The organism is Staphylococcus sp. FSL K6-0223 (assembly GCF_038008285.1).
On the sequence record NZ_JBBOYX010000002.1, the window covers coordinates 963944 to 977584 of the forward strand.

Below are 13641 nucleotides of genomic sequence, written 5' to 3' on the forward strand. Positions count from 1 at the left end.
CATAGTGAAACACCATGCTTGTTTAATAAGTTATTTAATTTAAGTCTTTCTCGTTTAAAGATACTATAAAACAATCTTCTGTAACCTTCAAAAGATTTGTTTACGCTTTCTATATATTGATATTTCCTAACGAGAATCATCTTGATTCTTATGAAGTTTCAATTTATCAATGATTAAATAACCTGCTAGAAGACTCACTACATCTATAAATATGATCCATTCATTATGAAAAAAACCTTTATAAATCGAAGTACCTATTAATATTAGCGTTAATAATGTACCTATCCATTTACTTCTAGTGACAACACTAAATAATACCACTAATATACAAGGAAAAAAGGCGGCACATGCATACCAAATCATTATCGTCACCCATTTCTTCTATTTAAGATTGTCATAGTCGTTTCACGTAACTCAGTTCTTGGAATGAAGTTTTCTGTAAGCATTTCAGGAATAACATTATCTATGAAGTCTTTTACTGAATTTAAATGATCAAATTGAATAATTGTTTCTAGACTCATTTCGTAAATTTCAAAGAATAAAGGTTCTGGGTTACGTTTTTGAATTTCTCCAAAAGTTTCATATAATAAATCAATTTTATCTGCCACTGAGAGAATTTGGCCTTCTAAAGAATCATCTTTACCTTCTTGCAGTCGTTCTCTGTATACTTTTTGATATTGTTCAGGAATCTCCTCTTTAATGAATGTATCTACCATTTCTTCCTCTACTTGGGAGAATAGTTTCTTTAATTCTCTGCTTGCATATTTAACAGGGGTTTTGATGTCACCGGTAAAAACTTCCGCGAAATCGTGATTTAACGCCTTCTCATATAGACTTTTCCAATTGATTTCATTTCCATAATATTCTTCAACAGTTGCTAAATACTGGGCAATTTTAGTCACTTTAAATGAGTGGGCAGCGACATTATGTTCGAAATATTTAAACTTACCCGGTAGTCTTATTAATTTTTCTAAATCAGAAAGTCTTTTAAAATATTGATGTACACCCATATCACGATACCTCCCTGCAAACGAAATTTGTCTAATTACTTATAGTTATTATATCAATCCATTTTATTATTGAAAGTAAATTCATATTTTTATATATTAATTTTTTATAAAGGTAAGAGATTCTAGTTTGCATATATCTTAGACTATCCTTGTTTGATAATTAAATTTCAATAAGAGTTTAAATAGCTTACTTATTAAGTTGATGACATATAGTGTAACTCGAATAAAAAAGCTGTAACAATAAACACTGTTACAGCCTTGTTTAAAATACATATATTAATTTTTTCTTTTTCACTTTTATAATTTAGTCTTTTAGTGAATATAATTGTAAGAACCTGTATTATAAATTGTTCTATATGATTTAACGTTTACGCCACCGTTCCAGTTCATTTCAGAAACAGTTAATGTACCATTAGGATTTATTGACTCAACAACGCCTACATGTCCATACGCACCAGCACCATTTTGTCCAGGAGCGCTTTGGAATATAGCTCCTACTTCAGGTGTGTTATTTACATTGAATCCAGCTTGGCTAGCAGATGCTGCCCAGTTGCTAGCATTGCCCCATAAACTACCAATTGGTTTTCCTAATTCAGCACGACGATTAAATGCATAGTAAGTGCATTGTCCATCAGTATATAGGTTACCCGCATTCGAAATACTTCTTAAACCATCATAAGAAGTTTGAGAAAAATTGATTGGTGTCTCATAATTTTCATAAGTAACACCTGATTCGTCAGTTGAAGTTGACTCAAATGTAGTTTGCGGAATAGAAATTTCTTCACTTTCAAATTGTGCTGGATTAACGCCACTCTCTGAAACAACTATTTTATCACCAGGGAAAATAAGCGGTTGAATTCCTGGGTTTAATGTATATAATTGTTCTAAAGTGATACCGTGTTCTACTGCGATATTATATAAACAATCTCCTGCTTTAACTATATATGTTCCTAAATTAGATTGATTCGTTGTAACAACGTCTGGTGAATTTACGTCCTGTTGAGACGCCTCTGATTCTTGAGCGTTAGCTGCAGTGTTGATTGCAAAAAATGCTGCAATCGAACTTAAAGTTACAGTTAGCGTTTTTTTCATCTAGTTGTCATTCCTTTGCTAGTTTGTTCTTAAATTTACAAGTTCAAATATAGCACACCCCTAGCTTGAGATGTTTAATGTTATAGCGATGTAATATAACAGTAAAAAGAGAATGATTACAAAAACACGATATAAAACGCTAACTATCTTTACAATAACGGTGTAAAGGGTTACTTTTCTAAGTCTGAAAATCTATGTGGTAATATTATAAATTGCATATTACATATTATTATTAGATATTTTATTACACAAAACATTACCTACTTAATGTTTATTAAATTAAAAACCTCATTTACTAGTCACTAACACTAATAAATGAGGAACTTAAATTATTAAACTTCTTCATTGTCCATTTCTTTTCTTAAATAAGCTTCTATAAACGGCCCAATATCGCCATCCATGACTGCATCAACCTTACCAGTTTCTTCATTTGTTCGATGGTCTTTAACCATTGAATAAGGATGGAAAACATAAGATCGTATTTGACTTCCCCACCCAATTTCTTTTTGTTCACCACGAATTTCAGCCATTTCACGTTCTTGTTCATCTAATTTTAGTTGGTATAACTTAGATTTTAACATTTTCATTGCTGCTTCTCGGTTCTTAATTTGCGAACGTTCATTTTGGTTATTGACTACAATACCTGTAGGATGGTGAGTAATTCTGATCGCTGATTCTGTTTTGTTAATATGCTGACCACCAGCTCCTGAGGCTCTAAAGGTATCAACCGTTATATCATCCGGATTAATTTCTATTTCGATTTCATCATTATTAAAATCTGGAATCACGTCACAAGAGGCAAACGACGTATGTCGTCTACCCGAGGAATCAAATGGTGAGATTCTGACTAATCGGTGCACGCCTTTTTCTGCTTTTAAGTAACCATAAGCATTATGACCTTTAATCAATAGCGTTACGCTTTTTACGCCTGCTTCGTCACCAGGTAAATAGTCCACCGTCTCAACATTGAAGCCATTTTGTTCACAATAACGTTGATACATTCTTAGTAACATACTCGCCCAATCTTGTGATTCAGTTCCTCCGGCACCTGGATGAAGTTCAAGTATGGCATTATTTGCATCATGTGGCCCATCCAGAAGTAATTGCAATTCAAATTGATCCATTTTATCTTTAAATTGAATGACAGTATTCTCAAGTTCTTCTTTCATATCTTCATCATATTCTTCTTGTAACAATTCTCTAGTTGCACTCATATCATCAACTTCATTGGCTAAATCGTGATATCCATTCACTATCGACTTTAAAGCGTTATTTTTATCTATAATTTCTTGAGCTTTATTTTGGTCATTCCAGAAGTTTGGATCTGCCATCATCTCTTCGTATTCTTGGATATTAGTCTCTTTATTCTCTAAGTCAAAGAGACCCCCTAATTTGATTTAAATTATTTTGATATTCGTCTATATTACGTTTAATTTCAGATAATTCCATTGATTTTCTCTCCTATTACTGAATGTTTAGCGCTTTTAGCATTTATCATACTATATCTTACATGAAATTCGTCTTTATGAAAATTAACATTCAAACTTAAAAAGTTCGAAGTCATGACATTAGTATCAAGAAAATAATAATAAAGACCGAGCCATTAGAATATGCCTCAGTCTTTATTATTGAACATTGCAACATTTAGTGGTGATTTATGCTTGTCCGTGGCAATTTTTGTACTTTTTACCACTGCCACATGGACATGGGTCGTTTCGCCCTACTTGATCACCTTTTACAATGGGTTGAGATTTTACTTTTTCTTTACCATCTTCAGCAGTTAGATGTTTACCCTCACCTAAATCTTTTGTTTTTTCACGTTCAATATCATCTTCAAACTGTACTACAGATTTTAAGATATATTTACAAGTATCTTCTTCAATATTTTGCATCATAATATCAAACAGTTCATGGCCTTCGTTTTGATAATCGCGAAGAGGGTTTTGTTGTGCATATGAACGCAAGTGAATACCTTGACGTAATTGATCCATTGTATCGATATGATCTGTCCAGTGACTATCGATAGAACGTAATAAAATCATTCGTTCAAATTCACTCATTTGATCGCCTAATTTTTCTTTCTGACGCTCATAAGCTTTTTCTATTTTCGCCCAAACAACTTCAAAGATGTCTTCAGAATCCTTACCATTAATTTCAGACTCCGCTAAGTCTCCCTCTTGTAAAAAGACATCATTCACATAGTTTATAAATGGTGCATAATCAGGATTATCATCATCTTCATTAATGTAATAGTTGATAGATCGTTGAAGTGTTGAACGTAACATAGCATTGACTACTTGAGAGCTATCTTCATTATCTATAATTTCATTTCGTTCATTATAAATAATTTCACGTTGTTTACGTAACACCTCATCGTATTCAAGGATACGTTTACGCGCATCAAAGTTGTTACCTTCTACGCGTTTTTGAGCAGATTCAACAGCTCTTGAAACCATTTTAGACTCTATTGGAGTTGAATCGTCCATACCAAGTCTATTCATCATTTTTTGTAAACGTTCTGAACCAAAACGAACCATTAATTCGTCTTGAAGTGATAGATAGAAACGACTGTCACCTCTATCACCTTGACGTCCTGAACGACCACGTAACTGGTCATCAATTCGACGAGATTCATGACGTTCAGTACCTATAACAGCGAGTCCACCAAGTTCTTCAACACCATCGCCAAGTTTGATGTCTGTACCACGACCAGCCATGTTTGTCGCAATGGTTACAGCACCTTTTTGACCAGCGTTTGCAATGATGTCCGCTTCGCGTTCGTGGTTTTTCGCATTTAATACATCATGTCGGATACCACGTTTTTTAAGCAAATTAGAAATGTATTCTGATGTTTCTACTGCCACGGTACCTAATAAGATAGGTTGTCCTTTTTTATGCTTCTCAACTACGTCTTCGACTACTGCGTCAAATTTACCCTTTTGACTAATATAAATTAAATCTGCCTTATCAACACGTTGGACAGGTTTATTCGTAGGAATTTGAGTTACTGTCATGTTATATATATTGCGGAATTCTTCTTCTTCAGTTTTTGCAGTACCAGTCATTCCAGCTAATTTGTTATACATTCTGAAGTAATTTTGGAATGTAATAGATGCCATAGTCTTAGATTCATTTTGAATCGTAACACCTTCTTTAGCTTCGATAGCTTGGTGCAATCCTTCAGAAAAACGACGACCAGGCATCGTACGTCCTGTAAATTGGTCCACAATAAGTACTTCGCCATCAACAACCATGTAATCCACATCGCGTTGTAACGTTACATGAGCTCTTAATGCAGTATTAATATGGCTTATGATTTCAACGTTTTGAACGTCGTATAAATTGTCTACTTTAAACATACGCTCAGCTTTGTCAGCACCTTGTTCAGTTAGATGAACGGCTTTTGTTTTTTCATCATAATTATAGTCATCTTCTGCTTTGAGCATCTTAGCAAATACATTAGCTTGAGTGTATAATGATGTAGATTTTTCAGCTTCACCAGAAATAATTAAAGGTGTTCTCGCCTCATCAATTAAAATAGAATCGACCTCATCAATAATTGCAAAATGTAATGGACGCATAACTCTTTCTTCAGCATAATTCACCATATTATCTCTTAAGTAATCGAAGCCAAGTTCATTATTAGTACTATAAGTAATATCTTGTGCATATGCTTCACGCTTTTCTTCAGTAGACTTACTATTTAAGTTAAGTCCAACAGATAAACCTAAGAAATTATATAATTGAGCCATCTCTTCACTTTGAAAACTTGATAAATACTCATTGACTGTAATCACGTGAACGCCACGACCGGCCAGCGCATTTAAATAAGTTGGCATTGTCGCTGTTAAAGTTTTACCTTCACCGGTTCTCATTTCAGCGATATCGCCTTTATGAATCGCGATACCACCCATAACTTGTACTCTATAAGGTATCATGTTAAATACACGCTTAGAGCCTTCACGTACAAGTGCATATGCTTCAGGTAAAATTTTATCTAAATAATCATTTTGTTTTTTTACATCATCAATTTCGGATAATTCTTTTTGGAACGCTTTAGTTTTTTCACGAATTTCTTCATCAGTTAATAATGCAGTATCGTCCTCTAACGCGAGTACTTTATCTGCAAGTTTACCTAAGCGTTTCGTTTCTTTTTTATTGCCGTCAACAATTTTCGATAAAAATCCCATTACATGCGTCGCTCCTTTAGCTAAAACTGTTTGGCTTACAACAATTTATCTTATCATTAATACCATTAAAATTATACTTATATACTCATACCTTGAATCTTACTAATATCTTCCTTGTTACTTTCCTCATTGAAAATGAAGTTCTTGTTAGTTATGACTAGTTAGACTCTATAATCCAACCATAAATTGTAGCTATTCCTATAAATCAACAACATATTTATTTTAACACGATAGAAACAATTTTTTCTCGTCATAAATAAATAATTTTCGAATATATTATAAAAACCGTAGTTTAAATAACTGAAATTGAAATTATACAATTTTAGAATCGTCAAACCACGTTAGCATAATCAAAGATATGTGTCCATCAATTAACGGTTAAATGATTAGTGGAGTAGTATATGCAAATAAACAACTCTAAAATAAAAACTTACTGTAGGAGCAAACAAAATGAACAAGGCTAGAAGCCTAATATAAGCTTCTAGCCGAGTCTAATACACGTATATTACAATCATGCGATTTTACGCCATATTATCATAGTAGTATTTAATTAATTCATACATTTGTTGCATATCGTAACCCCATCTTGCGTAATATGCATATGGATCAACATGATCTGTTCCGCCCCAGTATTTGCTTACTGCGCAATGACTGATAACAGAACCTTTTCCTTCATTTGTGTCAGCAAGTGTTGGAGTTATTCCATTTTGTTTTAACATAAATGCTGCAAGCCATGCTTGGTTATTCACTGATTTCGCAAAATCTACGAAGTTATACATTCTTACAAGTTCAATTTGATAGAAGTATGGATTCGCTTTAGGTCCAGCCCCCCATACATAATATTTTGAAGGTGCAGTAAGATGTATTTCATTATTATCAACAAATGCATGTACAAATGCTGTATTGTATGTTGCATACATGTTATCAACCCATTTTTGTAAAGAGCGATGGTCTTCACCTACCTCATGGATTACAACACCAATATAAGTACCTTCCTTATATTTCAATTTTGGAAGAGTGTTCATACGTGGATCATTGACAACGTGAGAATGTTGAAGATGATGTTGGATAATATATTGATTTACTTTAGAGTTTTCAAACGACGGTTCATCATCTGTAGTAGCTTTCTTCGCATTATCAGTATTTCCCGAGAATTGTGTAGTAGTATTATTTTGATTTTGTTGATTCACCATAGTTTGTTTTAAGGATAGACTTTGGGCATGACTAACGGGTGTATAAAAGAGCGACATTGACATCAACATCATACACGTAGAAAAAAGAATTGTTATTTTTGGCATACTTTCTCACCTCTTTCATATTGTTTTAATTATTAAAATTATTATTTAATAATTTCACTTATAGTATTATTCTAATAACAAATTAAAATCAAGTATTTATTTGCATTAAAAGTGAAATGTTTGTGTATCTTATTAAGAATTTTCTAAAAAATAAGTTTCTATACAATTAATTAGCTAAAAAACCTTAAATTAAAAAAGAGTAGCCTATCTGGCCACTCTCTAAATCATCCAATTAAAAAGAGACTTCCTATCAATACAAAATAGAAAGCCTCTTTAATCACTTCACATATTAATCAATATGTCTATACAAATTTTATTCAGTTGTTTCGATTAATCCGTATTTACCGTCTTTACGTCTGTAAACAATGCTTGTCCCATCTGTCTCTCTATCTGTAAAGATGAAGAAATCATGTCCTAATAAGTTCATTTGTAGAACTGCTTCTTCTGAATCCATTGGTTTTAAGCTAAATTGTTTTGAACGGATAATTTCAATTTCGCTATCGCTCACAGATTCTTCAGCACCACTTACTTCCCCAGGTGATGCTTCTTGTACTTCAGCCACAAATACTTCTTGATCTCCACGATCTCTATGTTTACGATTTACACGAGTTTTATATTTTCGTACTTGTCGTTCTAATTTACCAGTGATTAAATCAATGCCAGCATATAAATCATCATGTCTTTCTTCAGCTCTTAATGTCACATCTTTCAACGGAATAGTAACTTCAATTTTAGTAGCTGAATTAGAATAAGTTTTAACTTTAACATGTGCTACTGCATTAGGCACATTATTAAAATAACGCTCCAACTTACCAATTTTGTCCTCAATATAGTTGCGAATTGCATCTGTGATAGTGAGGTTATCTCCATGAATTTCAAATCTAATCATAGTAATCTCTCCTTTAACCTCTTATATTGGTAATGCTTACTTATATTTTACCACGTTTGGTTTATCGTGCAAACGCAAACACTTTGAATTTTCTGACATTTAATGATAATAATTTACACCCTGCATGATGTATTGTTAATCCAGTTGTATAAATATCATCAATGAGTAGTATTACTTTATCCCTTATGTCAATGTCTTCTTCCTTTACGTAGAACGGATTTGGAGCATTGCTACGTTCTAATTTACCTAACTCAGACTGTTTTGGGCGTATATTTGTTCCTAAAATATTCACATAATCAACCCCCATTTTATCTAAAACTGTAGCTACAGGATTAAATGTCCGTTCAACATCACGTTGAAATGGCGATGGAATCGGAACAATATAATCATAATCTGTTTGAGGCAACTGCAATTTTTCAGATAACACACTCGAAAGTTCATAGTCTCGCATGAATTTATATTGTTGTAAGACGTCTTTCATTACTCCTTGGTAACGATATTGACAATACAATTGATCCATCAATTTGAATTCCTTTTCCAAGAATTGACAATCCAGACAGTCATTTGAATCAGAAGGTTTTATATTAAGACATCTAGAACATCTTTCATCGAGATGAGTTATTCTTATGTTATTCCACAATTGTTCGCATCGTTCACAAAATGGTGTGGGCGGTTTAAAAATATTATATACATGAATAATTTCTTTCAATGGTGTCATACATTGTATACATCTACGCATCTAGCCACCCTCTTTTATAACCTAAACGATTCATCTCTGTAATATCTTTTTTAGCACTCATCATTGATAGACTGACACCCTCATGAAGAAATAGTACAAGTCCATTTGGTTCTTCTATTTTACGCCCTACACGTCCGGCGATTTGTATTAAAGCCGCTTTAGAGAATGTTTCTGCATTTATGACAATAACGTCTAACCTCGCCATGGTAAATCCTCTTTCCAGTATAGTTGTTGTAAAAACGATTGAGTGCTCACCACGGCGAAGTGCTTCTACCTTTTCAAATCTATATACGTCTTCACTATAAACACAGATGAGATTAGGAATATGAGCTCGATACCTTAGATATGCATTTTTCATAGTTTCAATGTGATTAAAAAATACCAAAGTATACCGTTGTTGTTTAATTTGCGTTTGCAAAAGATGAATGAATTGAGGTTGCACCCGAGTTGTGTTTAATTTGAAATATTTAAAGCGAGGTACGGGTAGTGGTTGTCTATGAAATCGTGCTGGAAGTTTAATTATTTTATTAGAAGACATTTGTTTAATAAGTTGACGTGGTGGTGTTGCTGTCATATAAATATGAGAATGAATTGTTTTAGAAGCGGTATCGATTGCTAATAAGAGTTTGGGATCCATAGATAATGGAAAGGCATCGACTTCATCAATAAAAATAGTGTCAAAGTGTTGTTTGAATCTATATAATTGATGCACTGTTGCGATAACAAAATGCCCATTATACTTTTGAGATTGTTTCTGGTGCAAAATATCTATTTCTTCGTTTTTAAAAGCCTCTTTGATGCGATGACTAATTTCAATAACTACATCTACTCTAGGAGATAATATTGCCACATTGTGTCCAAGTTGCCGTGCTAAGCTAATTCCATCAAACATCATTTCTGTTTTACCTGCACCTGTCACTGCATATAATAAGAGATTTTCAGAATTTTTTATAGCTTTAATGATAGCGTCAGATGCATATTGTTGTTGCTTTGACAATGTAAATGGTAATTCAAACTCTCCTTCAGTAGCTAATTGTGTACTTTCGGTAATTCTATAGTCTGTGATGCTATCTATCCTTCCTAATTGAATACATCGCCTACAGTAAATAATTTCTTTGTCCAAAAAGGGAGAATAGTACTTTGACATATAACTATTATCCTCATTACCACATTGAATACAATAATAATGTCCTTCTTTTTTAATAATGCCTTTCGTGATACGAGCAACTTTTTCATCATTTAACTGAATTGATGGAAAGATAAGTTTACCGTAATGTTTAATCATAAATCCCTACTTTCTAACTAAAAAAGCCTAAAACACTTTAGAAGATTTAGTTCTCTACTAATTACATGTCGTAATTACTAAAGTTCTCATCCTCTTACATGTTTCAGACTTTTTATCAGTAATATTATTAATTAATTTCAATTTTTCTAGGGAAGTAACCTAAACCTAAACCACCAGAACCTAAATGAGATGCAATAACTGGACCGAATTCGGAGTATTGAATATTCACATTAGGGTAGTCTTCTTTAAGTTGTTGTAAAAATGCTTGTCCATCTTCTTTTTTATCACCATCGATGACAAATACAGTTACTTCATCCAAGTCTTTAATTAATTCAAAGACATTTGATTCTAAAGATTTAAATGCGCGTTTTTTCGTACGCACTTTTTCATGTGGATGAATTTTACCATCTTCTTCAAAGCGAAGTACAGGTTTCATTTTTAATAACGTACCTACCCAAGCTTGAGCACCTGTAATACGCCCACTTTTTTGTAGATTCTTAAGATCATCAACAATAAGATATGCGCCTATATGTTCTCTTACATCAGTTAGTTCATCAATAATTTCTTTAGCTGTGTAACCTTTTTCTACTAGTTGAATTGCATAGATCACAAAGCTACCTTCAATCATTGCAGCGAGACGGCTATCAAATGTATGCACGTTAACACCATCAACCATTTCTCCGGCTTGTGTAGCAGATTGATAACTTCCACTAATACCACTTGATAAGTTAATTACAATGATATCTGTGTATCCTTCATCTCTAAGTTTTTCATAGTTTTTCAACCATTCACCAATAGCGGGCTGACTTGTTGTAGGTATAGTTTTAGATGAAGCCATCTTCTTATAAAAATCATCTATTGAAAATTGGTCATTCTCTGTAAATGTATGCCCATCATCAAATGTCACACTTAATGGAGCAATCGGTATATTATATTTATCAATGATTTCTTGTGGTAAATAGCCTGTTGAATCGGCCATTACTGCAACCTTCATAGTAGTCCTCCTCAATTATACTCATTGTCATAATACAATATTTTTATGAAAAAGAAAATCTTATTTAAATGATTTAGACTCTTCATAGATATGTGTATAATAATATTATTGAAAAACGTACGAAATTGTAGGTGACAAAAATATATGGTAAAACCGATAATTACTATCAAAGAAGAACATCAAATTGAAAATGTCATTAATAAATCTCGCTTTATCGCACATATTAGACCCGTTCAAAACGAGGAGGAGGCAAAAGCATTTATTAATGAAATCAAATCCTCTCATAAAGATGCAACTCACAATTGTTCAGCCTATACTGTTGGCCCTGAAATGAACATCCAAAAAGCGAATGACGATGGTGAACCGAGTGGTACTGCTGGTGTACCAATGCTAGAAATTTTAAAAAAATTAGAGATTCATGACGCATGTGTAGTAGTCACACGTTATTTCGGAGGTATTAAATTAGGTGGTGGCGGTCTTATCCGTGCTTATAGCGGTGCTGTTAGAGACGTTATATACGATATTGGACGAGTAGAACTAAGAGAAGCTGTACCTGTAACAGTCACTATAAGTTATGATTTAACTGGAAAATTTGAATACGAGCTCGCTTCAACACCTTATATGTTAAGAAATCAATTTTATACCGACAAAGTGAGCTATCAAATAGATGTTGTAAAAGAGGATTATGATGAATTTATCCAGTTTCTTAACCGTATTACAGCTAGTAATTATGATTTAGAAGAAGAAGATATTAAATTATTACCTTTCGATATCTCAACGACCTAATTTAAATGATGTATAAAAAAAAACGATCACGCATGAGGAGTTATCCTTTTTATCCTTACACGTGATCGTTCTATTAGTGTCTAGGGGGCTGTTGCTCATCATAACGATGTTGCTTGTGGTCCCCTTTTCGAGTAATTAAATTTAAAATTGGACGATAATTATCATCAATCAAACCAGTAAATTCTACAATTAATTCGATTGTAAATATAATTAGGATAAACATCATGAGTGCACCAAGTGGTTGTGATAAGTAAAGAATCACACTTGATAAACTAAACATGATTGCAATTGAATAAATAAGTAGTACGGTTTGTCTATGTGAATATCCCAAAGCTAATAACTTATGATGTAAATGAGATTTATCAGCTTGCATGATATGTTGACCTTTCTTCATTCGACGAATCATCGCAAACAATGTGTCAATGAAAGGCACCGCTAGAATGACAATTGGGAAGAATAACGCAATAAATGTAATATTTTTAAAACCAAGTAATGATAAAAATCCTATGATAAAACCTATCATGAGCGCCCCACTGTCACCTAAAAATATTTTAGCTGGATGGAAATTATAAAATAAAAATCCAATGAGCGAACCTAATAGCACGCAACATATCATAATAATAAAGATATTCGCTTGTAAAATAGCGATAAACCCGATAGTCATTAATCCAATTGCAGATACTCCTGATGCTAAACCATCAAGACCATCAATAAGATTGATGGCATTCGTTATCGCAACAATCCAAATAACTGTTATCGGTATACTTAAAAATCCAAAATGAATCGTCGGCCCCATAGGTAATGAAATGAAATCTATAGTAATGCCATATAATGTGACAACTAACGCAGCTACTATTTGCCCCGTAAGTTTAATGTATGGTTTCAAATCATATATGTCATCAATAAGTCCTACAAGGTACATGATGATGGCACCTAAAATAAGAGGCTTCACTTCTCTCTCAATAGGATGGCCTAACCAAATACCTATTAAAAAAGAGAATAATATGACTGTACCACCCATTACCGAAATCGGTTTGGTATGCACCTTTCTAAAGTTAGGACGATCTACCAAGTCTAATTTCTTTGATACTGCAATGATAATGGGCGTAATTATTAAACTGACTATCATGGTAAATGCTATGAGTAGTAAAGTATACATCAGTTCACCTTCATTAAATAAGTTAATCAATTTCTTAAAATTTCTTGTGTAATCATCTCTATCAAATTAATTTTAGACGAAGATGGATGCTACACATAAATTTATAGTATATCCAGACGTATTTTATGCGTTACGATAAAACATAACGCCCCCTCCCTCAATAGTCTAGAACGAATGTTACCGGAATGCCCTTTCCGAT

At 33.1% G+C, this 13641-nt stretch carries 12 protein-coding genes; 1 reads left to right on the forward strand and 11 read right to left on the reverse strand.

What is annotated here, in order from left to right; all coding sequences use genetic code 11:
• Positions 1-126 precede the first annotated feature (126 nt).
• The 10 genes from MHI13_RS15570 to fakB1 all read right to left on the reverse strand — a co-directional run bounded on the left by MHI13_RS15570 (position 127) and on the right by fakB1 (position 11497).
• On the reverse strand, positions 127-363 hold the full coding sequence (locus MHI13_RS15570) for a CsbA family protein (RefSeq protein WP_002433094.1): 237 nt from the start codon (positions 361-363) through the stop codon (positions 127-129).
• Positions 364-368: 5 nt separating this feature from the next.
• Entirely contained in the window at positions 369-1010 is a 642-nt protein-coding gene (locus MHI13_RS15575; protein WP_002433218.1) for a YfbR-like 5'-deoxynucleotidase, read from the reverse strand.
• A gap of 312 nt (positions 1011-1322) precedes the next feature.
• Positions 1323-2102, reverse strand: coding sequence for a COG3942 and LysM peptidoglycan-binding domain-containing protein (locus tag MHI13_RS15580; RefSeq protein WP_340761481.1), 780 nt, complete (start codon positions 2100-2102; stop codon positions 1323-1325).
• Positions 2103-2434: 332 nt separating this feature from the next.
• Positions 2435-3551, reverse strand: a protein-coding gene (prfB, locus tag MHI13_RS15585; RefSeq protein WP_098905506.1) for a peptide chain release factor 2 whose coding sequence is annotated in 2 segments (ribosomal slippage) — positions 2435-3478 and positions 3480-3551 — 1116 coding nt in all. Because the reading frame shifts where the segments join, the coding sequence is not laid out codon by codon here.
• A gap of 206 nt (positions 3552-3757) precedes the next feature.
• Positions 3758-6292 carry a preprotein translocase subunit SecA gene (gene secA, locus MHI13_RS15590; protein ID WP_064210464.1) on the reverse strand — a complete coding sequence of 845 codons (2535 nt, stop codon included), beginning with the start codon at positions 6290-6292 and terminating at the stop codon, positions 3758-3760.
• 521 nt (positions 6293-6813) lie between these two features.
• Positions 6814-7590: a peptidoglycan recognition protein family protein gene (locus MHI13_RS15595; protein ID WP_064210463.1), complete on the reverse strand. Its 777-nt coding sequence runs from the start codon at positions 7588-7590 to the stop codon at positions 6814-6816.
• Positions 7591-7903: 313 nt separating this feature from the next.
• On the reverse strand, positions 7904-8479 hold the full coding sequence (gene hpf / locus MHI13_RS15600) for a ribosome hibernation-promoting factor, HPF/YfiA family (RefSeq protein ID WP_023350658.1): 576 nt from the start codon (positions 8477-8479) through the stop codon (positions 7904-7906).
• A 61-nt stretch (positions 8480-8540) separates the two neighbouring features.
• A complete protein-coding gene (locus MHI13_RS15605; protein ID WP_064210462.1) occupies positions 8541-9218 on the reverse strand; it encodes a ComF family protein in 678 nt (225 codons plus the stop codon).
• Complete coding sequence (locus tag MHI13_RS15610; RefSeq protein WP_081253930.1) at positions 9211-10503, reverse strand: DEAD/DEAH box helicase family protein; 1293 nt, start codon at positions 10501-10503, stop codon at positions 9211-9213. The genes MHI13_RS15605 and MHI13_RS15610 overlap by 8 nt, the downstream gene beginning before the upstream one ends.
• Before the next feature lie 127 nt (positions 10504-10630).
• Complete coding sequence (gene fakB1 / locus MHI13_RS15615; protein WP_064210461.1) at positions 10631-11497, reverse strand: fatty acid kinase binding subunit FakB1; 867 nt, start codon at positions 11495-11497, stop codon at positions 10631-10633.
• Between the two features lie 144 nt (positions 11498-11641).
• Between fakB1 and MHI13_RS15620 the strand changes: the two genes are divergently transcribed.
• Complete coding sequence (locus MHI13_RS15620; RefSeq protein WP_002433300.1) at positions 11642-12283, forward strand: YigZ family protein; 642 nt, start codon at positions 11642-11644, stop codon at positions 12281-12283.
• 73 nt (positions 12284-12356) lie between these two features.
• Here the strand turns inward: MHI13_RS15620 and MHI13_RS15625 are convergent, their stop codons facing one another.
• Positions 12357-13442 (reverse strand): glycosyltransferase family 4 protein, encoded by a 1086-nt coding sequence (locus tag MHI13_RS15625; RefSeq protein WP_023350662.1) that lies wholly within the window; start codon positions 13440-13442, stop codon positions 12357-12359.
• Positions 13443-13641: the final 199 nt, after the last annotated feature.

What these genes read in the sequence shown, in the direction of transcription:
- MHI13_RS15570 (WP_002433094.1), bottom strand. Translation starts at nt 363, where the DNA reads ATGATTTGGTATGCATGTGCCGCCTTTTTTCCTTGTATATTAGTGGTA.
- MHI13_RS15575 (WP_002433218.1), bottom strand. Translation starts at nt 1,010, where the DNA reads ATGGGTGTACATCAATATTTTAAAAGACTTTCTGATTTAGAAAAATTA.
- MHI13_RS15580 (WP_340761481.1), bottom strand. Translation starts at nt 2,102, where the DNA reads ATGAAAAAAACGCTAACTGTAACTTTAAGTTCGATTGCAGCATTTTTT.
- secA (WP_064210464.1), bottom strand. Translation starts at nt 6,292, where the DNA reads ATGGGATTTTTATCGAAAATTGTTGACGGCAATAAAAAAGAAACGAAA.
- MHI13_RS15595 (WP_064210463.1), bottom strand. Translation starts at nt 7,590, where the DNA reads ATGCCAAAAATAACAATTCTTTTTTCTACGTGTATGATGTTGATGTCA.
- hpf (WP_023350658.1), bottom strand. Translation starts at nt 8,479, where the DNA reads ATGATTAGATTTGAAATTCATGGAGATAACCTCACTATCACAGATGCA.
- MHI13_RS15605 (WP_064210462.1), bottom strand. Translation starts at nt 9,218, where the DNA reads ATGCGTAGATGTATACAATGTATGACACCATTGAAAGAAATTATTCAT.
- MHI13_RS15610 (WP_081253930.1), bottom strand. Translation starts at nt 10,503, where the DNA reads ATGATTAAACATTACGGTAAACTTATCTTTCCATCAATTCAGTTAAAT.
- fakB1 (WP_064210461.1), bottom strand. Translation starts at nt 11,497, where the DNA reads ATGAAGGTTGCAGTAATGGCCGATTCAACAGGCTATTTACCACAAGAA.
- MHI13_RS15620 (WP_002433300.1), top strand. Translation starts at nt 11,642, where the DNA reads ATGGTAAAACCGATAATTACTATCAAAGAAGAACATCAAATTGAAAAT.
- MHI13_RS15625 (WP_023350662.1), bottom strand. Translation starts at nt 13,442, where the DNA reads ATGTATACTTTACTACTCATAGCATTTACCATGATAGTCAGTTTAATA.